At 71.7% G+C, this 23,983-nt stretch carries 28 protein-coding genes; 14 read left to right on the forward strand and 14 right to left on the reverse strand.

What is annotated here, in order from left to right; genetic code table 11:
- Window positions 1-69: 69 nt before the first annotated feature.
- On the forward strand, window positions 70-1,380 hold the full coding sequence (locus JOF37_RS06965) for a UDP-glucose dehydrogenase family protein (RefSeq protein ID WP_210006185.1): 1,311 nt from the start codon (window positions 70-72) through the stop codon (window positions 1,378-1,380).
- Here the strand turns inward: JOF37_RS06965 and JOF37_RS06970 are convergent, their stop codons facing one another.
- Entirely contained in the window at window positions 1,381-1,803 is a 423-nt protein-coding gene (locus tag JOF37_RS06970; RefSeq protein ID WP_271174983.1) for an acyl-CoA thioesterase, read from the reverse strand.
- A gap of 166 nt (window positions 1,804-1,969) precedes the next feature.
- On the opposite strand from JOF37_RS06970, the gene JOF37_RS06975 reads away from it, so the two are divergent.
- Window positions 1,970-2,221 carry a three-helix bundle dimerization domain-containing protein gene (locus JOF37_RS06975; RefSeq protein ID WP_210006187.1) on the forward strand — a complete coding sequence of 84 codons (252 nt, stop codon included), beginning with the start codon at window positions 1,970-1,972 and terminating at the stop codon, window positions 2,219-2,221.
- Here JOF37_RS06975 and JOF37_RS06980 read toward each other — a convergent pair.
- From JOF37_RS06980 to JOF37_RS07020, 9 genes are all read right to left on the reverse strand, one after another.
- Window positions 2,165-2,725 (reverse strand): Na+/H+ antiporter subunit E, encoded by a 561-nt coding sequence (locus tag JOF37_RS06980; protein ID WP_210006188.1) that lies wholly within the window; start codon window positions 2,723-2,725, stop codon window positions 2,165-2,167. The genes JOF37_RS06975 and JOF37_RS06980 overlap by 57 nt on opposite strands.
- On the reverse strand, window positions 2,722-4,506 hold the full coding sequence (locus JOF37_RS06985) for a complex I subunit 5 family protein (RefSeq protein ID WP_210006189.1): 1,785 nt from the start codon (window positions 4,504-4,506) through the stop codon (window positions 2,722-2,724). The genes JOF37_RS06980 and JOF37_RS06985 overlap by 4 nt, the downstream gene beginning before the upstream one ends.
- Window positions 4,503-6,038, reverse strand: coding sequence for a complex I subunit 5 family protein (locus JOF37_RS06990; RefSeq protein WP_271174980.1), 1,536 nt, complete (start codon window positions 6,036-6,038; stop codon window positions 4,503-4,505). The genes JOF37_RS06985 and JOF37_RS06990 overlap by 4 nt, the downstream gene beginning before the upstream one ends.
- Window positions 6,035-7,522: a complex I subunit 5 family protein gene (locus JOF37_RS06995; RefSeq protein WP_210006190.1), complete on the reverse strand. Its 1,488-nt coding sequence runs from the start codon at window positions 7,520-7,522 to the stop codon at window positions 6,035-6,037. Before JOF37_RS06995 ends, JOF37_RS06990 begins: the two co-directional genes overlap by 4 nt.
- Complete coding sequence (locus JOF37_RS07000; protein ID WP_210006191.1) at window positions 7,522-7,833, reverse strand: NADH-quinone oxidoreductase subunit K; 312 nt, start codon at window positions 7,831-7,833, stop codon at window positions 7,522-7,524. Before JOF37_RS07000 ends, JOF37_RS06995 begins: the two co-directional genes overlap by 1 nt.
- Window positions 7,830-8,801, reverse strand: a complete 972-nt coding sequence (locus JOF37_RS07005) for a hydrogenase subunit MbhD domain-containing protein (RefSeq protein ID WP_210006192.1) — start codon at window positions 8,799-8,801, stop codon at window positions 7,830-7,832. Before JOF37_RS07005 ends, JOF37_RS07000 begins: the two co-directional genes overlap by 4 nt.
- On the reverse strand, window positions 8,798-9,106 hold the full coding sequence (locus JOF37_RS07010; protein ID WP_210006193.1) for a cation:proton antiporter: 309 nt from the start codon (window positions 9,104-9,106) through the stop codon (window positions 8,798-8,800). Before JOF37_RS07010 ends, JOF37_RS07005 begins: the two co-directional genes overlap by 4 nt.
- Window positions 9,106-9,366 (reverse strand): MrpF/PhaF family protein, encoded by a 261-nt coding sequence (locus JOF37_RS07015; RefSeq protein WP_210006194.1) that lies wholly within the window; start codon window positions 9,364-9,366, stop codon window positions 9,106-9,108. The genes JOF37_RS07010 and JOF37_RS07015 overlap by 1 nt, the downstream gene beginning before the upstream one ends.
- 71 nt (window positions 9,367-9,437) lie before the next feature.
- Window positions 9,438-10,127: an L-ribulose-5-phosphate 4-epimerase gene (locus JOF37_RS07020; RefSeq protein WP_210006195.1), complete on the reverse strand. Its 690-nt coding sequence runs from the start codon at window positions 10,125-10,127 to the stop codon at window positions 9,438-9,440.
- A gap of 79 nt (window positions 10,128-10,206) precedes the next feature.
- On the opposite strand from JOF37_RS07020, the gene JOF37_RS07025 reads away from it, so the two are divergent.
- Genes JOF37_RS07025 through JOF37_RS07040 form a run of 4 tightly spaced genes read left to right on the forward strand, consistent with a single transcriptional unit; the run spans window position 10,207 to window position 12,857 of the window.
- Window positions 10,207-11,307 carry a VanZ family protein gene (locus JOF37_RS07025; RefSeq protein WP_210006196.1) on the forward strand — a complete coding sequence of 367 codons (1,101 nt, stop codon included), beginning with the start codon at window positions 10,207-10,209 and terminating at the stop codon, window positions 11,305-11,307.
- A 20-nt stretch (window positions 11,308-11,327) separates the two neighbouring features.
- Window positions 11,328-11,507 (forward strand): hypothetical protein, encoded by a 180-nt coding sequence (locus JOF37_RS07030; protein WP_210006197.1) that lies wholly within the window; start codon window positions 11,328-11,330, stop codon window positions 11,505-11,507.
- A gap of 38 nt (window positions 11,508-11,545) precedes the next feature.
- Complete coding sequence (locus tag JOF37_RS07035) at window positions 11,546-12,076, forward strand: VOC family protein (protein ID WP_210006198.1); 531 nt, start codon at window positions 11,546-11,548, stop codon at window positions 12,074-12,076.
- A complete protein-coding gene (locus tag JOF37_RS07040; RefSeq protein ID WP_210006199.1) occupies window positions 12,063-12,857 on the forward strand; it encodes a MerR family transcriptional regulator in 795 nt (264 codons plus the stop codon). Before JOF37_RS07035 ends, JOF37_RS07040 begins: the two co-directional genes overlap by 14 nt.
- A 9-nt stretch (window positions 12,858-12,866) precedes the next feature.
- On the opposite strand, the gene JOF37_RS07045 is transcribed toward JOF37_RS07040, so the two are convergent.
- Window positions 12,867-13,847: an alpha/beta fold hydrolase gene (locus JOF37_RS07045; protein ID WP_245338115.1), complete on the reverse strand. Its 981-nt coding sequence runs from the start codon at window positions 13,845-13,847 to the stop codon at window positions 12,867-12,869.
- A 65-nt stretch (window positions 13,848-13,912) separates the two neighbouring features.
- Here JOF37_RS07045 and JOF37_RS07050 point away from each other — a divergent pair, with 65 nt between their 5' ends.
- The 6 genes from JOF37_RS07050 to JOF37_RS07075 all read left to right on the forward strand — a co-directional run bounded on the left by JOF37_RS07050 (window position 13,913) and on the right by JOF37_RS07075 (window position 19,002).
- Window positions 13,913-15,028 carry a Gfo/Idh/MocA family protein gene (locus JOF37_RS07050; RefSeq protein WP_210006200.1) on the forward strand — a complete coding sequence of 372 codons (1,116 nt, stop codon included), beginning with the start codon at window positions 13,913-13,915 and terminating at the stop codon, window positions 15,026-15,028.
- 9 nt (window positions 15,029-15,037) lie between these two features.
- Entirely contained in the window at window positions 15,038-15,982 is a 945-nt protein-coding gene (locus JOF37_RS07055; protein ID WP_271174906.1) for a metal ABC transporter substrate-binding protein, read from the forward strand.
- Window positions 15,979-16,737: a metal ABC transporter ATP-binding protein gene (locus tag JOF37_RS07060; RefSeq protein ID WP_271174905.1), complete on the forward strand. Its 759-nt coding sequence runs from the start codon at window positions 15,979-15,981 to the stop codon at window positions 16,735-16,737. The genes JOF37_RS07055 and JOF37_RS07060 overlap by 4 nt, the downstream gene beginning before the upstream one ends.
- Entirely contained in the window at window positions 16,734-17,609 is an 876-nt protein-coding gene (locus JOF37_RS07065; RefSeq protein ID WP_210006201.1) for a metal ABC transporter permease, read from the forward strand. Before JOF37_RS07060 ends, JOF37_RS07065 begins: the two co-directional genes overlap by 4 nt.
- 9 nt (window positions 17,610-17,618) lie before the next feature.
- Window positions 17,619-17,867, forward strand: a complete 249-nt coding sequence (locus JOF37_RS07070; protein ID WP_210006202.1) for a hypothetical protein — start codon at window positions 17,619-17,621, stop codon at window positions 17,865-17,867.
- A 67-nt stretch (window positions 17,868-17,934) separates the two neighbouring features.
- The gene (locus JOF37_RS07075) at window positions 17,935-19,002 is read left to right on the forward strand and encodes a spore photoproduct lyase family protein (protein WP_210006203.1); all 1,068 of its coding nucleotides are present in this window, start codon (window positions 17,935-17,937) and stop codon (window positions 19,000-19,002) included.
- On the opposite strand, the gene JOF37_RS07080 is transcribed toward JOF37_RS07075, so the two are convergent.
- Both JOF37_RS07080 and JOF37_RS07085 read right to left on the reverse strand, forming a co-directional pair.
- The gene (locus JOF37_RS07080) at window positions 18,956-19,381 is read right to left on the reverse strand and encodes a VanZ family protein (protein WP_210006204.1); all 426 of its coding nucleotides are present in this window, start codon (window positions 19,379-19,381) and stop codon (window positions 18,956-18,958) included. The two genes, JOF37_RS07075 and JOF37_RS07080, sit on opposite strands and share 47 nt — an antisense overlap.
- Window positions 19,378-20,070: a universal stress protein gene (locus tag JOF37_RS07085; RefSeq protein WP_210006205.1), complete on the reverse strand. Its 693-nt coding sequence runs from the start codon at window positions 20,068-20,070 to the stop codon at window positions 19,378-19,380. Before JOF37_RS07085 ends, JOF37_RS07080 begins: the two co-directional genes overlap by 4 nt.
- Window positions 20,071-20,158: 88 nt before the next feature.
- On the opposite strand from JOF37_RS07085, the gene JOF37_RS07090 reads away from it, so the two are divergent.
- Both JOF37_RS07090 and JOF37_RS07095 read left to right on the forward strand, forming a co-directional pair.
- Window positions 20,159-21,256, forward strand: coding sequence for a glycoside hydrolase family 6 protein (locus JOF37_RS07090; RefSeq protein WP_271174904.1), 1,098 nt, complete (start codon window positions 20,159-20,161; stop codon window positions 21,254-21,256).
- An 82-nt stretch (window positions 21,257-21,338) separates the two neighbouring features.
- Window positions 21,339-22,448 carry a response regulator transcription factor gene (locus JOF37_RS07095; protein ID WP_210006206.1) on the forward strand — a complete coding sequence of 370 codons (1,110 nt, stop codon included), beginning with the start codon at window positions 21,339-21,341 and terminating at the stop codon, window positions 22,446-22,448.
- Window positions 22,449-22,462: 14 nt separating this feature from the next.
- On the opposite strand, the gene JOF37_RS07100 is transcribed toward JOF37_RS07095, so the two are convergent.
- Window positions 22,463-23,959 (reverse strand): glycosyltransferase family 2 protein, encoded by a 1,497-nt coding sequence (locus tag JOF37_RS07100; RefSeq protein ID WP_210006207.1) that lies wholly within the window; start codon window positions 23,957-23,959, stop codon window positions 22,463-22,465.
- Between the last annotated feature and the right edge of the window lie 24 nt (window positions 23,960-23,983).

Below are 23,983 nucleotides of genomic sequence, written 5' to 3' on the forward strand. Positions count from 1 at the left end.
ACACGCGCGTCGCATGAAGTTGGTATGAAGAGACGTCGACCCTCCCCGGGTTCGCGGAAAGAGAGCACCATGCGTCTGTCCGTCATCGGCTGCGGCTACCTCGGCGCGGTCCACGCCGCGGCGATGGCCTCCATCGGGCACGAGGTCGTCGGCATCGACGTCGACGAGCGCAAGATCGCCTCGCTCTCGCGCGGCGAGGCCCCGTTCTTCGAGCCCGGCCTGCAAGACATCCTCAGCGAGGCGCTCGCCTCGGGTCGCCTGCGCTTCTCGACCGACATGGCGGATGCCGCCGGCGCCCAGGTCCACTTCATCGGCGTCGGCACCCCGCAGAAGAAGGACGGCGACGCGGCCGACCTCACGTACGTCAACGCCGCCGTCGACGCCCTCATCCCGCACCTCGCCGAGGGCGACATCGTCGCGGGCAAGTCGACCGTCCCCGTCGGCACGGCCGCCACCCTCGCCGAGCGCGTCACCCCCACCGGCGCGACCCTCGTCTGGAACCCGGAGTTCCTGCGCGAGGGCTGGGCCGTGCAAGACACGATCGACCCCGATCGCCTCGTCGCGGGCGTCCCCGCGGGTGCCGAGGGCGAGCGCGCCGCCGACATCCTGCGCGAGGTGTACCACCCCTCGGTCGCGAAGAACACGCCGTTCATCGTCACCGACCTGGCCACCGCGGAGCTCGTCAAGGTCGCCGCCAACGCTTTCCTCGCGACGAAGATCAGCTTCATCAACGCCATGGCCGAGATCGCCGAGGTCACCGGCGCCGACGTCACGACCCTCGCCGACGCGATCGGCCACGACGCCCGCATCGGCCGCCGCTTCCTCGGCGCCGGCATCGGCTTCGGCGGCGGCTGCCTGCCCAAGGACATCCGCGCCTTCTCGGCCCGCGCCGAAGAGCTCGGCCGCGGCGAGTCGGTCGCCTTCCTGCGCGAGATCGACGCGATCAACATGCGCCGCCGCGACCGCGCCGTCGACCTCGTCGTCAGCGCGTTCGGCGGCTCGGTGTTCAAGAAGAACATCACCGTCCTCGGCGCCGCCTTCAAGCCGCACAGCGACGACACCCGCGACTCCCCCGCGCTCGACGTCGCCGTCCGCCTGCACGGCCTCGGCGCCTGGGTCACCGTCACCGACCCCGAGGCGATCGAGAACGCCCGCCGCATCCACCCGCAGCTGAACTACGTCGAAGACCGCGACGAGGCTCTGCGCGCCGCCGACGCGGTCATCGTCGTGACCGAGTGGGATGAGTACCGTCGCCAGCTCGACCCCGAGCACGCGTCCTCGCTCGCGACCGGCCGCGTGATCGTCGACGGCCGCAACTGCCTGGATGCCGCCGCCTGGCGCGCCGCCGGCTGGGACTACTACGGCATGGGCCGCCCCTGATCAGGGCAGCCGCACCGAATCGGTGCGCGGGTGCTCGCGCGGCATCCGGTCACGGTCGTACGTGATCGCGGAGTATCCGTGCGGGATCGGCTGACCCGCCTCGTCGACGCTCACGAACACGAGCCGCTCGATCGAGAGGATGCGCTTGCGCGTGATCATGTTGCGCACGACGGCGCGCATCGTCAGCGACGTGCGCCCGAAATGCGTCGCGGTGAGCCCCATCTCGATCAGATCGCCCTGCACCGCCGACGACTCGAAGTTGATCTCCGAGATGAGCTTGGTCACGACCCGATAGTTGCCGAGCTGGATGATCGCGTAGATCGCGGCCTCTTCGTCGATCCAGCGCAGCAGGCTGCCGCCGAACAGCGTCCCGTTCGCGTTGAGGTCTTCCGGACGCACCCACTTGCGGGTGTGGAAGTTGATGCCGTCCTCCGACCAGTACCACTCGGAGTTCGCTCTGCCGGGATTCGCTTCGTTCGGGTTCGTTGCATCGGTCACGTTCATCCAGCGTAGCCGCGCGAATCTTCGCACGCCCGGGCCGCCCGCGCGAGAGCTTTCCCGGCACCGCGGATCGATCGAGGATGGCGGCATGGACAAGCCCACGAGAGACTACGACTCCGCCGAGCTGGTCGACGAGGTCACCGGTCGCGTCAGCAAGCGCCTGCCCGACGTCGACGGCGACCTCATCCGCCGCGAGGCCGAGGCATCGGTCGAGAACCACTCCGACGCCCGGGTCACCGACTTCCTGGGCATCATCGCCGAGCGCGAGACGCGCGAGCGCCTGTCAGGAATCGCCGAGGCGAGCGACGACGTCGACACGACCGTCCCGCCCCCGAGCTGACCACATCCGCTCGATCCGCTCGATGCGTCCCTCCAGCGCGTCGAGCGAGCCCACGACATCGAGGCTCGGGCTGATCGCGTGCACCTCCAGCCGGTCGCCGTCCAGTCGGGCGGTGAGGCTGCCCGGCATGAGGTTCGCGATCAGCGCGAGCGCCCCGCGCGCGGTCGGCGTGGCCAGCGCGGTCGTGTACGAGAACCATTCCGGCGCGATGTCGGGACGCGGCAGCCACAGCGCCCGGCGCGCCACGTCGAGCCCGCCGAGCACGGAGCGCCACAGCACCCACCCGGCCAGTTCGACGCACCACAGGATGCCGCGCACCCGGCCCCCGAACCGCACGCGGCCGCCTCGTGGGCGCCCGGTCAGCACGTACGACGCGGCGACGACCAGCGGCACCGCGACCGCACCATAAGCCAGGGCTCCCGGCGACGCCTCGGTCGCGGCGAGCCACACCGCGGCGATGACGACGACCCGCCCGACCACCGAGCCCATCACCGACCCGATCACGGCACCCCTCCCCCACCGACGAAGAACCCGGAGAACACCGCGGCGCACAGCGCGACGGCGAGCGTGACCACCAGCACGACGCCCGAGCCGCTCCAGGTTCCGATCGCCCGCTGCATCCGTTCGACGAACAGCCCCGACTTCGGGCCCGCGACGATGCGGGCGACGGCGGCGCCGCGCACGCGACCCAACGCCTCCGACCCGGCCGTCAGCCCGCGCACGAGCCCGCGCGCCGCGCGCTCCTCGAGGACGACGATGTCGCCGGGCGGCACGCTCGGGGCAGGCCGCGACCAGCGCCGCGCCGAACCCCACGCCGCGGCGGCGAGCACCAGCCCGAGCAGCAGCGGCCACGACTGCGCCCACAACGCCGACGGGTCGAACCACCCCGGCAGGCTCAGCGGTGGTTGCCGCGCCCCCGCGAGCACGGCGACCGGCACGACCGCCCCCACCGAGAGCACCGCCCACGCGAACGCCCGCGTCCGCGCCGTTGGCTTCGGGGCGCGCTCGCGACGCAGCAGCACGACGGCGAACCGGGCCATCAGCAGCGTCGACCCGACACCGAACCAGGGCAGCACGTCGCCGACACCCACACCGACACCGACACCCGGCAGCACCGGCACAACGACATCCCCGACGGCCTCCTTCGCGGCATACTTCGCGATGAACCCGCTCGTCAGCGGTGCTCCGACGAGCGCCACGGCGGCGACCGCGAGCGGCGCGACCACCGCCCACCGCGGCATCCGCTCGGTGTCCCACGCCTGCACACCGAGGAACAGCGTCCCCTTCACGAGTCCGTGCGACACGCTGTACACGACGACCGCCGCGATGCACGCCGGCGCCGCGGCGGGAGCGACGAGAGCGGCCCCCACGAGCGCGGCGATGAAGCCCATCTGACTGATCGAGCTGTACGCGAGCACGACCTTCGGGTTGCGCTGCAGGATGCCGGCGGGAACCGCGGCCAGCCCTCCTGCGAGCCCGAGCACGAGGAACGCCGCGCCCCACACGGGCTCTCCGGCGCCCTCGCCGAGCGGCAGGAACCGCAGCCACCCGACGACGCCCGCCTTCAGCATCGCCCCCGACAGCACGGCGCTCGCGGGACTCGGGGCGGCGGGATGGGCCAGCGGCAGCCAGACATGCAGCGGCACGGTGCCGGCCTTGACCCCGAACCCGACGAGCAGCAGCAGGATGATCAGCCCGCCCGCGGGCGAGGCGGCCACCGCGGCCGGCGCGTCCTGCACCCGCGTCACCCCGTCGGCGGCGAGCATCAGCAGCGCCACGAGCACGGCGCACTCGCCGAGCACCGTCAGCACGAGGTAGATCGCGCCGGCCCGACGAGCCCCGCGCGAGCGGTCGTGCACGACGATCGCGTAACCGAGAAAGCTCATCGTCGCGAACGCCAGGTAGAACGTCACGAGGTCGTCCGCCACGAAGACGGCGATGTTCCCGGCGAAGCACAGCAGCAGGAAGGCCGTCAGCACGTGCGGGCGCTCGGCCTTCGACCGCACGACGAACGCGAGCGCCAGCCCGTAGAGCGCGACGGCCATCAGCACGAGCGGCCGGCCGACGTCGTCGACCCGGATCGAGGTGCCCAGCAGCATCCACGCCACCTCGTGACGCTCGGCGCCGTCCCCGAGCGCGGCCGCACCGGCGGGCACGACGGCGATCCAGGCGAACCGCGTGACGAGGTGGCGCGAGCCGAGCGCCCGGGCGCCGCCGACACCGCTCAGCACGGCGATGGCCGCGGCGAGCGCGAGCGGCAGGGCGAAGGCGGGGATCCAGATCACGGCCACGCTCCGTCCGCGATGAACTGCGCCAGCGACCACGGTGAGAACTCCCACCCGGCCCCGACCCCCAGCGCCACCACGAGCACGGCCGTCACGAGCGCCGGCACGAGCAGCGCCGCCGGTGCCTCGATGCGGCGCGTGCCGCGCTCGCTGAGGCGCGGAGCACGCTCCTCCGACGCGGGGATCGCCGCCGGCCGCGTCCACATCGCGATGATCACCGGCAGGAAGTACCCCGCGTTGAGGACGGTGCTCGTGATCAGGACGCCGACGACCCACGGCTGCCCCGCGTCGAGCGCGCCGACCCCGAGCGCCCACTTCGAGATGAACCCGGCGAACGGCGGCAAGCCGATCATGCCGAGGGCGGCCACCGTAAACGCCGCCGCCGTCAGCGGCATCCGCCGCCCCACCCCGGCCAGCTCGCTGACCCGATGCACCTTCAGCTCTTCGGCGAACAGGCCCGCGCAGAAGAAGAGCGTGATCTTCATGACGCCCTGGTTGACCATGTGCACGATGGCCCCCGCCGTCGCCACCGGCGACAGCAGCGCGGCCCCGAGCGCGATGTAGGCGACCTGCGACACCGTCGAGTACGCCAGTCGCTTCTTCAGATCGTCCTGCGTCAGCGCGCGCAGCGAGCCGTAGACGATCGTGACGGCCGCCGCCACCGCGAGCACCTGCAGCAGCCCCAGCTCGGCGAACAGCGCGAAGCCGAACGTGTCCTCCACAACGCGGATGATCCCGAACGCCCCGGCCTTGACCACCGCCACCGCGTGCAGCAGGGCGCTCACCGGCGCGGGTGCGACCATCGCGATCGGCAGCCACCCGTGCAGCGGGAACAGCGCCGCCTTCACGCTCACACCGGTCAGCAGCAGCGCGCCGATCACCGTCGCGGTCGCCGGGTCGCGAGCCGCGAGCTCCGCGACGGCGGGGATGCCGCCGGCGACGAACTCGACGGGCCCGACCTCGAGCGTCAGCCACGCCACGCCCAGCAGCAGCACGACCCCGCCCGCGAGCGTGTAGCCGAGGTAGGTCCGCGCTCCGCGCATGGCCTCGGGCGTACCGCGGTGGGCGACGAGCGGATAGGTCACGAGCGTCAGCAGCTCGAAGAAGACGAGGAACGTGAACAGGTTCTGTGCCAGCGCGATGCCGGTCGTCGCCGTCACGCACAGGCTGAAGAACCCGAAGAACCGGCTGCGGTTGGGCGAGCCCTCCAGGTAGCCGATCGCGTAGATCGTCGTCACGAGCCACAGCGCCGACGACAGCCCGACGAAGAAGAGCGAGAACGTGTCGGTGACGAAGACGATCTCGAGGCCGGGGATCCACGCGAACGACCAGCGCAGCTTCTCGCCCGACAGCACCACCGGGATGAGCACCACCACGATCGCGGCCTTCACGAACGCGCCGCTGAGGTTCAGCGCGGTGCGCACCCGTCGCTGGTCCTCGCGCAACCCGAAGATCACCAGCGCCGGCACGAGCGAGGTCAGCAGCAGCACGAGCGGCAGCACGCTCGGCACGACGGTCGATCCGGGGATCACAGCGCACCCCCCAGCGGAGCGGCCGCCTCGATCAGCGCGACGAGGGGCGCCGGGAAGATCCCGACCACGACGGATGCCGCAGCGAGCGAGAACGCCGCGACCGAGACCGTCCGCCGCGGCGGCGCGTGCGGGGGCGCGGGGTCCTCGCCCGGGGGCGCGAACATCGCGCGGATCATCGTCGCGACGTACGCGAAGGTCAGCAGGCCGCCCACCAGCAGCACCGCCACCCACCACCAGGCGCCGCGCGCGAGCGAGGACTCGAGCAGCTGCCACTTGCCCGCGAAGGCCAGCGTCGGCGGCAGACCCGCGAGGCTGACGCCGGCGATACTGATCGTCGCCGCCGCGAGCGGCATCCGCGCGTGCGCGCCCCGCAGTCCCGACAGCTTGTCGCTGCCGTACGCGACGACGAGCGCCCCGGCGGCGAGGAACATCGCCGCCTTCGCGAGACCGTGCGCGATCGCGAGCACGACCCCGCCGCTCCATCCCGCGACCGCGGCGCCTTCGCCGCCCGGGCCATCGGCCAGCATGAGCGGCAGGATGAGCACGAGGTAGCCCACCTGCGCGACGGTCGAGTACGCGATGACGGTCTTCAGCCGGTCGCGGCGCAGCGCCATGACCCCGCCCCACAGCACCCCGGCCGCACCGGCGGCGGCCGTCGCGATCGCGAACACCGGGGCGAGGTCGATGGCGGTGCCGACCGCGGCGTAGACGCGCCACAGCACGAACAGCGACGCCTTGATGACCAGCGCCGACAGCAGCGCACTGACGGCGGCGGGCGCGGCGGGATGGGCGACCGGCAGCCATGAGTGCAGCGGGAAGAGCGCGATCTTGGCGGCCATCCCGACGGTGACGAGTGCGAGCGCGGCGGCCGCGACGGGGCCATCCGTCAGGCGATCGGCGGCCAGCGTGAGATCGAGCGTCCCGGTCTCGCCGTAGACGAGGGCGACCGCGAGCAGATAGAACAGCGACCCCGTGACCGCGACGAACAGGTACCGCAGCGCGGCGGCGGATGCGCCCCGACCGCCCAGGGCCACGAGGGCCACGGCGGCGAGGGTCAGCAGCTCGAGCAGGACGTACACCGAGAACATGTCGGCCGCGACGAACACACCCGAGATCGCGACGGCGGCGAAGAGCACGAGCGGCCAGAACGCCTCCGAACCCGTCAGGCGCGGCTCGGCGGCCGCCGCCGCGAACACAGCGAGCAGCACGACGTGCGTCAGGGCGAGCATCGCGACCGACGCGCCGTCGACCTGCAGCGCGATGCCGAGGGGCGCCGCCCACCCGGCGAGCTCGACCCGCACGATCCCGGATGCCGCGACCCCGGCCCACAGCACGCCGACCACGACCCCTCCGGCGAGGGTGGCGGCGATCGCGACCGTCCCGCGCGCCCGCACCGGAACCATCGCGCACACCACAGCCGCCACGAGCGGCACGAAGACGACGAGCGGAACGAGCGCGGCCAGGGCCGCCGGCGCGGGCGGCATCACGCGTCCGCCCCGGTCTCGGTCCGGATCTCGGTCTCGTTCTCGGGGTCCTCCACGCGCCGCGCCAGCGCCAGCGCGAGCCCGGTGATCGCGGCCATCACGACGATGCCCGTCAGCACGAGAGCCTGCGGCACGGGATCGGGCGCACCGGTCCCGCGGTCGGCGATCGCGAGGAGCACGAGCATCACGCCGCCCGAGGCGACCCCGAGCGTGACGATGCGGCGGATGAGGTCGCGCACGACGAGGTGCGCGACCACGCCGACCACGAACACGGCGGCTCCGGCGCCGAGGAACAGCAGCGTCGAGGTCATGCCGCCACCTCCGCCGGTGACGCCTCGTCGACGGCACCCGCCGCGGAGAAGATCGCCGCGAGGGCCACGCCGATGCCGACGGCCAGCACCGCCTCGATCGCAAGGATCGCCGCGCCGGCCCACGCGGGATCGAGCCCGAGCCACGAACCCGTCGCCAGCAGGCCGCCGACCGCCAGGGCGACGAAGGCCAGCAGGCTGCCGCCCGCGATGGCTGCCGTGACGCCGGCGCGGGGCGTGACGAAGGAGAAGCCGCACAGCCGCGCGATCACGAGGGCGGCGGCGATCAGCGCACCCGACTGGAACGCACCGCCGGGCTGCACGCTGCCCGCGACGAGCACCCAGACCGCCAGCACGAGCACGACCGGCACGAGGACGACCGCGAGCGCCCGCCGCACCGGGTCGGCCGGCGGCACGGGCCGCAGACGCTCGCGCCCGATCGCCCCGGCCGCCACCGCCGCGACGACGAGCACGGCGATCTCGAGCAGCGTGTCGAGGCTGCGGTAGTTCAGCAGCACCGCCGTGATCGGATGCGACACCCCGGCCTGGTCGGTCGCTTGCACGGCCTGCTGGGCGAGGTCGGCCGGCACGACGCTCATCGCACGCAGGGCGCTCAGCAGCGCGACGAGCCCGACGGCGCCCGCGACGGCGGCGACGCCGACCGTCGCCCATCGCGAGCGCGACGACGCGGCCGACACGGCGGGCGCGGCCGGGCGGCGGCGTTCCAGGGCGTCCACGAGCAGTGCGCCCGCGACACCGCCGCCGAGCGCCGCCTCGGCCATCGCGACGTCGGGGGCGTCGATGCGCCCCCAGAGCACCGCGAGCAGAATGCCGAACACGAGGAACGCCGTCGTCGCCGCCGCTCGCCCGCGCACGAGCACCGCCACGAGCGCCGCGACCACGACACCCGCGACCGCGAGCACGTCGAGCACCTTGAGCACCTCGCCCGCGCCGGACGCCGCGCCGCTCACCGGGCACCCCCGTCGTGGAAGCGCTCGCTGCCGGCGAGCAGATGCGAGTTGCCCGCGGTGCCGAGCAGCGCCAGCACCCAGATGAGCAGCAGCTTCGCGGTGACACCGGCGATCGACATCCCGTCCTCGCCGCGTGCGAACGCGTCGACGATCAGGGCGGCGACGATGAAGCCCAGCCCGAGATTGTCGGCCTTCGCGACGGCGTGCAGGCGGGTCGGAAGATCCGGAAAGCGCAGCAGTCCGAGCGTCCCGACCACGACGAAGGCGCACCCCACGAGCAGCAGCACGATCACGACGGCATCCATCAGCGCACCGACCGGCGGGTGTAGACGATCACCACGACTGTCGCCAGGGCGACGACGGTGATCGCGACGTCGCGCAGCGCTGGCACGTCGAGCGCCGAGGCGAGCACGATGAACAGCGCCGCGCCGCTCGTGCCGAGCAGGACGAACGCCGTCAGCCGGTCTTCGGGAGTCGGACCGCGCACCGCGCGCCACAGCCCCGCGAGGATGCACACGAGCAGCACCGCGGCGGCAGCGGTCAGCGCGATCTGCACGGCAGCCATGGCGTCCCCCATCTGACGTCAAGCTCCAGGCTATCCAGAATACGAAGATTCGCCTGTGCCGACGCTGGGCGCTATCGGCGGTCGTCGGTGGTCTGTCCGTAAACGTTCTGGTACCGGTCGTACAACCTGTCGATCGATTCCTGCGGGATCGGGATCAACTCCCCCGCCTGCCGGGCGATGTGCACCGTACGGGCGACGTCCTCGACCATCACCGCAGCCTTGACCGCATCCTTCGCACTCGACCCGATCGTGAACGGCCCATGATTCTGCATCAGCACCGCACGAGACCGATGACCCCGCAACGTCTCCACGATGCCCCGACCGATCGAGTCATCCCCGATGATCGCGAACGGGCCCACCGGAATCGGACCCCCGAACTCATCGGCCATCGCCGTGATCACACACGGGATCTCCTCACCCCGCGCCGCCCACGCCACCGCATACGTCGAATGCGTGTGCACCACACCACCCACCTCGGGCATGTTCCGATACACATACGCATGAGCCGCCGTGTCACTCGAGGGAGCCCGATCACTACCCGGCGTCCCCGGCACCACATTGCCGTCCAGATCACACACGATCATGTTCTCCGGAGCCAGATCGTCATACGACACCCCCGACGGCTTGATCACGAAAAGATCAGCCCCCGGAACCCGACCCGACACGTTACCCCCGGTCCACACGACCAGCCCGTACCGCACCAGCTCCGCATGCAACGACGCCACCTCGGCCCGAACCCGCGCCACCGACTCGTTCTCCATGGATGCTCCTTCGCCTCGAGCAGATGTTACCGGTAACACTTCGAACGGCCCAGAACCGGGGCTCTGGAAGACTGGCGGGATGGATGACAGCGTCTTCCTCGGCGCGATCGCGATCGGCCTGGGTGCCCTCATGGCCGTCGTGCTCTTCGTGCCCTTCGTCGCGATCCAGTACCGCCGCACCGGATCGCTCACGGCGGCGCAGCTCGTCCTGTGGGGCGCGGCGCTGGTGTACTTCTTCGCGATCTGGACGTACACGCTGCTGCCGCTGCCCGATCCGACGACCCTGCGCTGCGCCGGAGTGAACCTCGACCCGCTCGCCTTCGTCGACGACCTGCGCGCCGCCGCGACCCGGTCCGGCGGCAGCGCCCGCGCCTTCGCGACCGACACGGCCGTGCTGCAGCTCGCGCTCAACGTGCTGCTGTTCCTGCCGCTGGGGTTCTTCGCCCGCGTGCTCGCGCGCCGCGGCATCCTCACGGCACTGCTCCTCGGTTTCGGCATCTCGCTCGTCGTCGAGCTGACGCAGCTGACCGGCGTGTGGGGCATCTATCCGTGCGCGTACCGCGTGTTCGACGTCGACGATCTGCTGACCAACACCACCGGCGCCGTCCTCGGCTCGCTCATCGCCCTCGTCGTCCCGCGCCGCCCCGCCGCGACGGCGCCCGATCGGCCGCGGCCGGTGACGCGCCGGCGCCGCATCCTCGGCATGGTCTGCGATGTGCTGGCCTACACCCTCGTCGGCGTCTTCGTGTCGGTCGCGGTCCAGGCCGCCCTCGTCTTCAGCGGCAACCGCGACCTCGCGATCAGCACCGACATCGCGGGCCAGTTCGGCTCGTACGCCGCGCTCGCGGCCGTCACGGCGACCGTCCTGGTCACGGGCCGCACGATCGGCGACCTCGCCGTGCGGCTGCGCTACGCCGGCGGTCCGCTGCCCGTCGCCGTCACCCGCCTCACCCGCTTCGTCGGCGGCATCGGGGGCTACGCCCTGCTCGATCAGCTGCCCGCCGGCTGGGGACTGCTCAGCGCGGCGTTCGTCCTGACCGCGGGCATCCTCGCGGTCACGACCCGCGGCGGCCGCGGTCTGCCCGGCATCCTCGGCCGCCAGGGGCCGCGCGACAGCCGCGAGGATCCCCCGACGGGACGACCCGATATCACCCGATCGGGGGACGCGCGCCGACCGTGACGGCCCGTAGCGTCGCAGGCATGGACGTCTCAGCCCTCGCCCACACCGCCACCGGCGCCCTCGTCGGCATCGCCCTCGGCTTCGTCGTCGGCCTGCTCACCCTCAATCCGATGCTCGGCGTGATCGTCGGGGGCATCGCGATGGTGGTGTTCGCGATCGCCGCGCCGCTGCTGCTTCCGCGGGTCAACGCCTCGCGCTGACTTGACCCTCACGCGGCGTGAGGGCTCACGGTGGTCATATGACCGACATGTACGACGCGTTCGACATCAGCCCCGTCCCCGCTCCTGCACCGGATGCCGTCGCCCCTGAGCTGTATCGCGGCATCTACGGCATGCCGGCTTTCGTCACCATCCCGACGACCGACCTGGCCACGTCGACCGACTTCTGGGTGCGGGGGCTCGGGTTCTTCGAGCTGTTCGTCATCCCCGGCACGCTCGTCCACCTGCGCCGATGGGCCTTCCAGGACGTGCTGCTCGTGACGGCGGACACTGTTCCGGATGCCGCGCCGGCGGCGAGCTTCAGCATCGCCGCCGTCCTCGGCCAGCTGCCCGAGATCGCCGACGCCTGCCGCGCACTCGCGCCGGAGGCCGTGACGGGTCCGCGCGACACCGCGTGGAACACTCGCGACATCGAGGTCATCACCCCCGAGCGGGCGCGTATCGTCGTCACCGCGGCGAAGCCGTACGATCCCGGCAGCGACGCGGCGCGCGCGCTCGCCGATATCGGGATCGGCACCGCACCTCGAAAGGCCGACGATGACCGACGCTGACGGCCTCACCGTGGGCCAGACGGCGGCGCGCCTCGCTATCACGGTCCGGACGCTGCACCACTGGGACGAGATCGGACTCGCTCCGGCGTCGTCGCGCACCGACGCCGGGTACCGCCTCTACACGGCGGCCGACATCGAGCGCCTGCACCGCGTCATCGTCTACCGCGAGATCGGGCTCGGACTCGACCAGATCCGCGCCGTGCTCGACGAGCCGGGGGTCGAGCCGCTCGCCGCGCTGCGCACCCAGCGCGACGACGTGTCGCAGCACCTCGACCGTCTGCGGCACCTGCGCACCGGCCTCGACCGCATGATCGAGGCGCACGAGCGCGGCGTGCTCCTGACCGCTGAGGAGCAGGCGGTGATCTTCGGGCCCGACTGGAACCCGGACTGGCCCGCGATGGCCCGCCGACGCTACGGCCACACCCCGCAGTGGCAGCAGTACGCCGAGCGTGCCGCGACCCGAACGCCCGACCAGTGGCGCGACGTGACCGCGGCGATGACCGACGTCGACCTCGAGCTCGGCGCCGCGCTCGACGCCGGCGTGCAGCCCGGCAGCGCCGAGGCCGACCGCCTCGTCGAACGACACCGCGACGCGATCGGCGCCTTCTTCCCCGTCACGCGCTCGATGCAGGTGTGCCTGGGCCGCATGTACGAGGCCGACCCCGCTTTCACGGCGCACTACGAGGACATCCGCCCCGGCCTGACGTCGTGGTTGCGGCGGAGCATCGACGCGAGCGCGCGGGCGCACGGGATAGACCCCGACGCGGCGACGTGGGAGTGAGCGCCGGCCTCAGCGACGCCCGCCGGTGAAGGCGCGCCACATGACCGCCGCATGCGACTCCTTCGCGTGCTCGACGCCGACCTCGTCGCCCTCCCGCGCGCTGAACCACTCCTGTACCCGGTATCGCGCGGCACGCCAGACCAGAGCGATCCCGCCGTACGCGGGGTCGGGAACGCGGGCCTCGGCCTCGGACATCTGCCCGCGCCGCGGCAGCGCGTCGGCCACGAAGGCGTTCGTCAGCTCGGCCACGCCGACCGCGCTGCCGTTGATGACCGAGTGCGCCGCCCCGTGGACCTCCCAGCGCGAGGCATCGCGCGCCGCCGCCACGAGCGCGGAATGGAAGTACCGCGGTGACGAGAAGTCGCGCGCTCCGCGGATCAGCAGCACGCGGGCCTCGACGTGCGCGAGCCGCGCAGCCACGGGGTAGCGCATCATGTGGGGCGGCACCCGCATGGAGTAGGCGAAGCCGCACAGCAGGTACGCGCTCACGGCGAGCAGCACGAGCCGGACCGGCTCGAAGAACGACGACTGCGCGAACCGGATCGCCTGCAGCACGAGCGACCGCTCGCGGTCGTTGACGACCGGGCCGATGAGCACGCCGTGACGGATGCCGCGGCGCCGGGCCAGCACCTCGGTCACGATCTGCGCACCGAAGGAGTGCCCGAGCAGCACCGGGTCGTCGAGCTCGAAGCGGTCGAGCACCGCCTCCACCTGGTCGGCGAAGAACGCCACCGACGGATCGGTTCGCGGCGCCCGCTGCCCCGCGAAGCCGGGCAGGTCGAGGGCGTACACGCGGCCGCGCTGGGCGAGCAGCGGCGCGAGCAGGTCGAAGTAGGTCGCGGCGACGCCGATCCCGGCGATCAGCACGAACGCGCGGCCGGACTCGCGCGAGCGCGCCGTGGTGACCCGGGTGACGCGCGTGCGCACCCCGTCGAACTCGACCGTCTCGACGTCGATGTCCGCCGGCTCGTCGTCGACCTCCGCCATCATCCGTCTACCGTCTCATACGGTCCGTTTCCCGCCGTCCGCGGGGCGCGGTGGGGCAGACTGAGCCGATGAGCGTCACCTTCGGAATCGTCGGCAGCGGCTGGCGCAGCGAATTCTTCCTCCGCATCGCCGCCGCGATGCCCGAGCGCTTCACCGTCACGGGCCTCGTGACCCGCAGCGCCGACACCGCCGCCGACATCGAGCGCCGCTGGGGCGTCCGAGGTCACGCCGACCTCGACGGCCTGCTGGCGGCCGGCACGCCGGACTTCGTGGTCGTCTCGGTGCCGCGCGACGTCGCCCCCGGCGTCATCGTCGAACTCGTCGACCGCGGCGTCCCCGTCCTCACCGAGACCCCGCCGGCCGGCACCCTCGACGACCTCGTGGCCCTGTGGGAGCGGGTGCAGCGCCCCGGCGCCCCCACGGTGCAGGTCGCCGAGCAGTACCACCTGTCTCCGCTGCTGTCGGCGCAGCTCGCGGTCGCGCACTCGGGACGACTCGGTCGCCCCACGCAGGCCCTCGTCGCGCAGTGCCACGACTACCACGGCGTCAGCGTCATCCGGCGAGCGCTCGGCATCGGTGCCGACGACGCCGAGGTCACGGCATCCGTCTTCCGCTCGCCCCTCGTGGCCGGTCCGGGACGCGCGGGCGACCCCACCGAGGAGCGCATCGTCACGGCGACCCAGACCACGGCGCGGTTCACGTTCGGCGACCGCCTCGGCGTCTACGACTTCGCCGGCGAGCAGTACTTCTCGTGGATCCGCGGCAACCGGCTGCTCGTCCGCGGCGAGCGCGGCGAGATCGAGAACACCGAGGTGCGCTGGCTGCGGCGCTTCGACGAGCCCGTCTTCGGCTCGCTGCGACGCGTCATGACGGGCGAGGGCGGCAACCTCGAGGGAATGTTCCTGCGCGGCATCCTGCTCGGCGACGAGTGGGTCTTCCGCAATCCCTTCCTGCCCGCCCGCATCAACGACGACGAGATCGCGATCGCGCGGATGCTCGACGGGATGCCGCGGGCGATCGCCGGTGAGGCTCCGGTGTACTCCCTCGCCGAGGCCAGCCAGGACCACTACCTGGCCCTCCTCATGCAGCACGCCGCCGAGACCGGTAACACCCTGCGATCGACCCGTCAACCCTGGGCCGACATCGTCGACGACGAATTGCACGCCCGCGCGGTCAGCGGGTAATTTTTCGGTATGCCGAAAACTCTGCGCCGCCGCGTGACCGCCCTGGTCTCGCTCGGCGTCGCGGTCGCGCTGCTGGCCGGCTGCGGCTCCGCTGTGGAGGGCGGCGCGGACGGTGACGGCTCGAACGGTGACCGCCCGGTCGTGCTGACGACGTTCACGGTGCTCGCCGACATCGCGCAGAACGTCGCCGGCGACCACCTCGAGGTCCGCTCGATCACGAAGGCCGGGGCCGAGATCCACGGCTACGAGCCCACCCCCCGCGACATCGCGGCCGCGTCGGACGCCGACCTGATCCTCGACAACGGCCTGGGCCTCGAAGCGTGGTTCTCGCGGTTCGTCGACACCGCCGACGCCCCGCACGCCGTCGTGTCGGAGGGCATCGAGACGATCGACATCACGGGCGACGCCTACGCCGGCAAGCCCAACCCGCACGCCTGGATGAGCCCGCTGAACGTCCAGACCTACGTCGCGAATATCGTCGCCGCCTTCAGCGAGCTCGATCCCGACAACGCCGACGCCTACGCCGCGAACGGCGAGGCCTACGCCGCCGAGCTGCAGACCATCCACGATGAGCTGGTCACCGCGCTCGCGACCGTGCCCGAGAATCAGCGCGCCCTCGTCACGTGCGAGGGGGCCTTCTCGTACCTCGCGCGCGACGCCGGCCTCACCGAGGCGTACATCTGGCCGGTCAACGCCGAGCAGCAGGCCACCCCGCAGCAGATCCGCCGGACGATCGAGTTCGTCGACGAGAACGGCGTGCCCGCGGTGTTCTGCGAGTCGACGGTCTCGGACCGTCCGATGCGGCAGGTCGTCGAGGCGACGGATGCCGTGTTCGGCGGCATCCTGTACGTCGACTCGCTCTCGGGCCCCGACGGCCCCGTGCCGACGTACCTCGACCTGCTGCGCCACGACGTCGACACGATCACCTCGGCGCTCACGGGGGCGAGCTCGTGAGCGGCTCGACCGCCGCCCCGCCGGCCGGGATCGCCGTGACGGGGGTCTCGGTGCGCTACCGCGAGATCGTCGCCCTCGACGACGTGCACCTCACCGTCGCGCCCGGACGGGTCACGGCGCTGATCGGCATGAACGGCTCGGGCAAGTCGACCCTCTTCAAATCCATCACCGGCATGGTGCGACCCACCGCCGGCGAGGTCACGATCGGCGGTCAGACTCCCGCGGCCGCGCGCCGCCGCGGACTCGTCGGCTACGTGCCGCAGAGCGAAGACATCGACGCCGCCTTCCCCGTCTCGGTGCGCGAGGTCGTCATGATGGGCCGCTACGGTCACCTCGGCATCACCCGTCGTCCCCGCGCCGCCGACCACGCCGCCGTCGACGCGGCGCTCGCGCGGGTCGAACTGTCCGACCTCGGCGAGCGCCAGATCGGCGAGCTGTCGGGCGGGCAGCGCAAGCGCGCCTTCGTCGCCCGCGGCATCGCGCAGGACGCCCGCGTGCTGCTGCTCGACGAGCCGTTCGCCGGTGTCGACAAGAAGTCCGAGGCCACGATCGTCCGGCTCCTGCGCGAGCTCGCCGCCGACGGCCGCACGGTGCTCGTGTCGACGCACGACCTGCACGCGCTGCCCACGCTCGCCGACGAAGCGGTGCTACTGCTGCGCCGCGTGGTGTTCCAGGGATCGGTGTCCGAGGCCCTCCGGCCCGAGATGCTCGGCCGCGCGTTCGGCCTCGAGTTCCCGGGGGATCACGCCGCATGAACGTCCTCGACCTCCTGCTCGAGCCGCTGCAGTACGAGTTCATGCTGCGGGCGCTCGGGGCCACGGCGATCGCGGCGATCGTCTGCGCGGTGCTGTCGTGCTGGCTCGTCCTGATCGGCTGGTCGCTCATGGGCGACGCGGTCAGCCACGCCGTCCTTCCGGGCGTCGTGCTCGCGTACGTGCTCGGGGCGCCGTTCGCCGTCGGTGCACTGGTGTTCGGCTTCCTCGCGGTCGCCCTCATCGGCGTCATCCGCGGCACGAGCCGCATCAAAGAGGATGCCGCCATCGGCATCGTCTTCACGACGCTGTTCGCCCTCGGTCTCGTCCTCATCTCGGTGACGCCGAGCCAGACCGATCTCAACCACATCCTCTTCGGCAACGTCCTCGGCGTGGGCGAGGCCGACCTCGTGCAGATCGCGATCCTCGCCGCCGTCGCCTTCGCGGTGCTGTTCGTCAAGCGCCGCGACCTCACCCTGTTCGCGTTCGACCCCATCCACGCGTTCGCGATCGGGCTGTCGCCGCGCCGGCTCTCGGCGCTGCTGCTCGGCGTCCTCGCGCTCACCGCGGTCGTGGCGCTGCAGGTCGTGGGCGTCGTGCTCGTCGTCGCGATGCTCATCATCCCGGGCGCGACCGCCCACCTGCTCACCGATCGCTTCGGCCGCATGCTCGTCATCGCCCCGACGCTGTCGGCGGTGTCGTCGCTCGTGGGCATCTACCTCAGCTACTGGGTCGACGCCTCCTCGGGCGGTCTCGTCGTGCTCGTGCAGGGCATCGTCTTCGCGATCGTCTACCTCTTCAGCCCGCGCCAGGGCGTCATCGGGCGCCGGATCGCATCGCGCAAGCCCTTCGCCGGATCCGTTTCCGCTGGCTAGCGTGCGGGTATGAAGATCAGCGAGATCCACTGGAACGACGAAGCCCGCCAGAAGGTGCTCGACGACGCCGACCGCGTCCTGCAGGATGCCGTCGCCGCCGTCGCCGCCACCGATGACGCCGCCGACGCCGACAAGGCCTACGCGGCGCTCGTCAGCCACATGAAGGACAAGTTCATCGATTGGGAGCCCGGCCCCGACGTGCGCACGTACGCCGACGCCCTCGCCGCTGGCGAGATCGAGACCGAGTCGCGCGACTGAACGCCTCGGCTCTGAGCCCGTGGCCGCCGGCGAGGGCGATGTCGGTGGCCACGGGTAGAACAGGATGATGCGCGAAGCCGCCCCGCTGCTGCGAATCAGCCGCATCTACGCCGAAGAAGCGGCGCTCGCGCTGCCGCGCGGGCAGCAGATCGTCGCGCGCTGGCCCGACGCCGAGATCGTCCCCGTCGCGTCGCACTGGCTCATCCCCGAGGTGCACGGCGACGAGACGAACGTCAACCGATGGGTGCGCATCAAGACCGAGGCCCTCGTCCTCGGCGTGAAGAAGTCCGTTGCGACACGTCTGAACGGACGCTCCGCCGACTTCATCGCGCCCTCGACCGCGAACGGCTGCGCCATGGCGTGCGCCTACTGCTACGTGCCGCGCCGCAAGGGGTACAGCAACCCGGTGACGGTCTTCGCCAACATCGACGAGATCTCGCGCCACCTCGCCCGCCACATCTCCCGGCAGGGGGTCAAGGCCGAGCCCAACCAGTGCGACCCCGAGGCATGGGTCTACGACATCGGCGAGAACAGCGACTGCTCGGTGGACGCCCTGATCAGTGAGAACGTCCGGGATCTGTGCGAGCTGTTCCGGATGTCGCCGACGGCGAAGGCATCGTTCGCGACGAAGTACGTCAACCGCGACCTCCTCGACTGGGACCCGCTCGGACGCACCCGCATCCGCTTCTCACTCATGCCGCACGACACGGCGCGCGTCACCGACATCCGCACCTCTCCGATCCCCGAGCGCATCGCCGCGATCAACGACTTCGTCGACGCCGGCTACGAGGTGCACCTGAACTTCTCCCCCGTCATCCTCACCCCGACCTGGATCGCCGACTGGACGGCGCTGCTGCGCGAGCTCGACGACGTCCTGTCCGACCGCGCGAAGGCGCAGCTGGCGTGCGAGATCATCTTCCTCACCCACAACGAGGGGCTGCACGAGGTGAACCTCGGGTGGCACCCACGCGGCGAGGAGCTGCTGTGGACCCCCGGCATGCAAGAGCCCAAGCGCTCGCAGAACGGCGCGACCAACGTCCGCTACCGCTCGCCGCTCAAGGGCGATGCGGTGGCCGCGCTGCGCGCCCTCATCGAGCGCGAGCTGCCGTCCTGCCGCGTGCGCTACGCCTTCTGATCCCGGGCAGCGCGAGCAGCCACCCGAGCGTCGCGCCCGACGTGTTCGCCACCACGTCGAGCACGCTCGAGGTGCGCTCGATCAGCAGCAGGCCCTGCGCGAGCTCGATGCCCACCGACACGGCGAGCGCCGCGGGGACGACGAACGGATGCCACCGCGGCCAGCCCCGCGTCGCGCACCACCCCGCGGGCACGAAGAGCAGGACGTTCGCCCCGAACTCGATGCGCGGGTAGGTCAGCCACGGCACGGCCGCCGTCACCTGCTGCAGCAGCCATCCGGCGTCGCGGTCGACGGGGGTGGGCCAGAACGCGATGCCGGCGAGCACGACGATGTAGACGGCCAGCAGCAGTCGCGCGGTGCGCGACCCCGCGGCCGTCACCGTACGATGACGGTCGGCGAGGAGACGTGCGCGGCGACGTGCTCGCTGACCGAGCCCAGCAGCAGGCGCGACAGGCCGGTGCGGCCGTGCGAACCCACGACTGTGAGCACCGCGCTGCGCGAGGCCTCCTCGATCAGCATGGACGCGTCGCCGACGTCGATCCTCGTGCGCACCGTGAGCTCGGGGTGCGCCGCCCGCACCGGCTCGAGCGCGCGGTCGAGCATCGCGGCGGTCGCCTCGGTGAGATCGACGGGCATCGGGCCGGTCCACAGGTCGAGCCCGGGCTCGGTGCCGACGGCCACCGGCTCCCACGCGGCGAGCGCGATGAGCGGCTGGCCCGTGCGCACCGCCTCGTCCGCCGCGAACGCGACCGCGCGCTGCGAGACCTCGGAGGCGTCGACGCCGACGAGGATGCCGTGACGCTCGGCGTCGCCGGCCGGCTCCTCCGGCACGACCGCGACGGGGCAATGCGCCCCGGCGATGATGCCCCGGTAGGGATGGCCGTGCTCGGCGGGCAGCACGAGGATCTCCGCGTCAGCGGTGGCGCGCACCACTTCGTCGACGTCGTCGCGCGCGGGGGCGATCAGCAGCTCGCGCAGCGCCGCTCCGCGGGCGTGCGCCCGTCGCACGGCCCACTCCCGGGCACCGGCCGCCGGCGCATCGGTCACGCCGAGGATGACATCGTTCATGAGAACCGCTTCCTCTCCGCCGGATCGAAGCCCGCGATCCCCCCAGGCTAGCGGCCTGACCGACGCGCCCCACCGATAGAGTCGACGCGTGAGAAAGCGTCCGCGCTCCGACGCGTCGCGACAGTACGTCGTGACCGGGCACTACGAGCCGCCCGCGGACGTCCCGCGCCCCGCCCCCGCCCCCCGTCGTCGGAGGCGGATTCCGCGGTGGGCGTGGATCGCGCTCATCGTCGCCGGCGTCGCCCTCGTCGTCACCGCGATCGCCCTCGTGGTCTCGCTCGTGATGAACGGCGTGCAGATGCTCACCGCCCGCCCGCCGGCCGTGGGCACCGCGTTCGTCGCCCCCGACGAATCGAAGGCGGCGCGCGCCGCCGCGGCAGGAGGGCCGGCCGATGAACTCGCCGCGGCCGAGTACCTCGCGGCGCAGCCCACCGCCTACTGGCTGACGCCCGAGCAGGACCCGATCGGCTCAGTGGGCCCGCGCATCCTCGACATCGCGCAGGAGGCGCGCGAGAGCGACGCCGCTCTCGCCGTCGTCGTGTACGGCCTTCCGGGACGCGACTGCGGCAACCACTCCGCCGGCGGGCTCGACGAGGCCGACTACGAGACCTGGACCACGCAGATCGGCAACGCCCTGCGCTCGGTGCGCGACGTCAAAAAGGTCGTCGTCGTCGAGCCCGACAGCCTGGCACTGGCGCCGCAGTGCGGCAACGTCGCCGAGCGGGTCGAGCAGCTGCGGGGTGCGATCGGCCGCCTGACCGGCACCGACACGTGGGTCTACGTCGACGGCGGACACTCCAACTGGCTCGGCCCCGACGCGATGGCCGACCTCGTCCGCCAGGTCGTCGGCCCGGGGGTGCGCGGCTTCGCGACGAACGTGTCGAACTTCAACCACACGTACGACGAGTTCGCCTACGCGCACGAGCTGTCCGAGCGCCTGAACGGACTGCACGCCCTCGTCGACACGTCGCGCAACGGTGCCGGTGCGCCCGCCGACGGCGAGTGGTGCAACCCGCCCGGACGCACCGTGGGCGACCCGAGCGGCACCTACGGCGACGATGTCGTCGACACCAACCTCTGGATCAAACCGCCGGGCGAGAGCGACGGACCGTGCAACGGCGGACCCGCCGCCGGCGTGTGGTGGCCGGCCGGAGCAGTCGACCTCACGCGCGACGCGACGCGCTGACCGTGTCCTCCGTTCGGGCGACACTGCCGCGACCCGCTCGTGTGGCAAAATAACCCGAACCTGAGCGAGAGAAGTGACGATCATGGCGTCCGAGCAGCTGAAGACCGCGGTCATCGTCGAGGACGACCCGGACATCCGGCATCTGCTCGTCGAGGTGCTCGAGGCGGCGTGCTTCTCGACCGTCTCGGTCGGCAACGGCATCGACGGCATCCAGGCGGTCCTGTCGTACCGCCCGCTGCTGACGACCCTCGACGTCAACATGCCGGGCATCGACGGGTTCGAGGCCGCGCGCCGCATCCGCGCGCAGAGCGACACCTACATCATCATGCTCACCGGCCTGTCGGAAGAGGCCGACGTCGTGCTGGGCCTCGGTGCCGGCGCCGACGAGTACATCGTCAAGCCTTTCCGCCCCCGCGAGTTCCGCGCGCGCGTCGACGCCCTGTTGCGCCGCCCCCGCGCCGCGGCGCCGCAGCAGCAGGCTCCCCGGCAGGATTCGGTCGGACCGTCGTTCCCCGGCGCCCGCCCCGCCGCCGCCCCGGGGGCCGCGACCGCTCCGACCTCCGGCGCCCCGCTGTCGTACGAGGAGTACCTCGCACAGTTCCCCGGCGCTGTCCCGCCCGCACAGGCCGTCCCGCCGACTGCTCCTCCCGCGCCGCAGCAGCCCGTGTATGCGCCCCCGGCGTCCGCGCCGACGCAGCAGCCCGCCCCGGCGCAACCGGCGCCGCCCGCGCAGCAGCCGGTGCAGCAGCCCATCATCGTGCATCACCCGAGCGATCCCACCGCCGTCGCGCCGGCGTCGAGCTCGGAGCTGGTCGTGCACCAGCCCGCGGGCGAGCTCGTCCCCACCGGTGAGAACTGGCTGGTCCACCGCGACCTGCAGGTCGACACCGACACGCGCCTGGCCTACATCGGCGGCCGCGAGCTCGACCTCACCCGCACGGAGTTCGACCTGCTGTCGACTCTGATGGCATCCAAGCGACGCGTGCGCTCGAAGGCCGACCTCACGCTCGTCCTGCGCGGCGAGTCCTATGTCACGAGCTACTTCGTGGGCGAGGCCGACAAGCGCGCGATCGAAGCGCACATGACGAACCTGCGACGCAAGCTCAGCGACAACCCGACGACCCCGCGGTACATCGAGACCGTCCGCGGCGTCGGTTACCGGATGACCTCCGAGGTCGCCGCTCCGGCCTGATCGCCGCTCGGTCGTCAGACCTGGTAGCCGTGCTGGCGGCGCACCAGCTTGGTGAACATCAGCAGCGTCTGCAGGACGGTCACGACGCCGACGATCGGCCAGCCGATCCAGAGGATCGACGACTGCGCGACCGGACCGACGAGGTTCCAGACGACCGCCATCGCCAGCAGCACTGCCGCGAGGATGAGCATCGGCACCCAGTGGCCGATGCTGCCGCCGCCGCTCTCGGCCTTGGCCTGCATCGCCCAGTTGTCGACCTTCTTCTTCGACAGGAAGCGCGACCATGACCGCATGAAGTGCCCCAGTCGGATCCACATGAACGCCTCGGCCGGAAAGACGAGGATGGCGAACAGGATGTCGCGCTGGTTGTGGTCCTTGATGCTGCGCGCCATGCGCAGGTTCAGCAGCACGGCCACGAGCGGCGGGATGAGCCACAGCGGCGAGAACACGAACGCGTTGATCGAGAGCGAGCCCGCGAGCAGGATGAGGAAGGCCACGCGCACGAACAGGTTCGTGAGCATGCCGAAGTTCTCGAACCAGCGCAGGCGCAGGTTGGGGTGGAAGGGCTGGCCCTTGGTGTCGCCGCGCTGCCCGGGCCACATGAGCTCGATCGCGCCGTACGTCCACTTGACCTGCTGCGCGTCGTAGCCCTTCAGCGTCGTCATGCCGCCGACGTTGGCCCGTGCGTAGGGGCTGATCTTGGTGAGGTACCCGGCGCTCTTGATCTGCAGCGACAGCAGCGAGTCCTCGACCTCGGAGTCCTTCACCCACGGCGTTGACTGGTGGTTCTGCTTCATCGCGTCGCGCAGGGCGTTGGTCGAGAAGATCGAGAACTGGCCGCCGAGCACCGCCATGTTGCGCCCGCGCAGCAGGTTCTGCATGTTGAACGCGGCGAACTGCGTGCGCTGACCGGCGATGAGGAACTTGCCGATCGTGCCGGTGATGGGCTTGTCGTCGATCGAGTAGATCGCCGAGATGCCGCCGATGCGCGAGTCGCCGACGGCCTCGGCCTCGAGGTACTCGACGGCCCGCGAGTCGGCGATGGTGTCGCCGTCGACACCGAGCAGGTAGTCGTAGCCCTCGACGAGCGAGTAGCCGTAGTTGAGCGCGCCTACCTTCTTGTCGGGGTTCTTGCCGATGTCGTGGACGAACACCTCGGTGAACTGGGTCCCGAGCTCCGTCGTGACCTCGTGCGGTCCGGCGTACTCCGCCGCGATCTTGACGGTGTTGTCGGAGGTGTTGTTCGCGATGACGTGGATGACGTCGGGCACGCGGCTCTGCGCGAGCAGGCCCTCGATCACCGCGGCGATCGACTCCTCCTCGTTGTAGGCCGGGATGATGCAGCCGATCGTCGAGCGGTGGACGGTCGTGCTCTCGAGCACCGACTCGAAGTCGTCCTCGTACGCCGCGTCGAAGTGCTCGGGAACCGGAAGCGGAGCCGGCTGCACCGACTGCACGGGACGCGAGGGGTGCGCGAACGCCGGAGTCGTGGGGAACGGCGTCTGGGTCATGCGATCACGTCCTGTGCGAGTGCG

The sequence above is a fragment of the Microbacterium imperiale genome (assembly GCF_017876655.1).
GTDB classification, from domain to species: Bacteria; Actinomycetota; Actinomycetes; order Actinomycetales; family Microbacteriaceae; genus Microbacterium; species Microbacterium imperiale.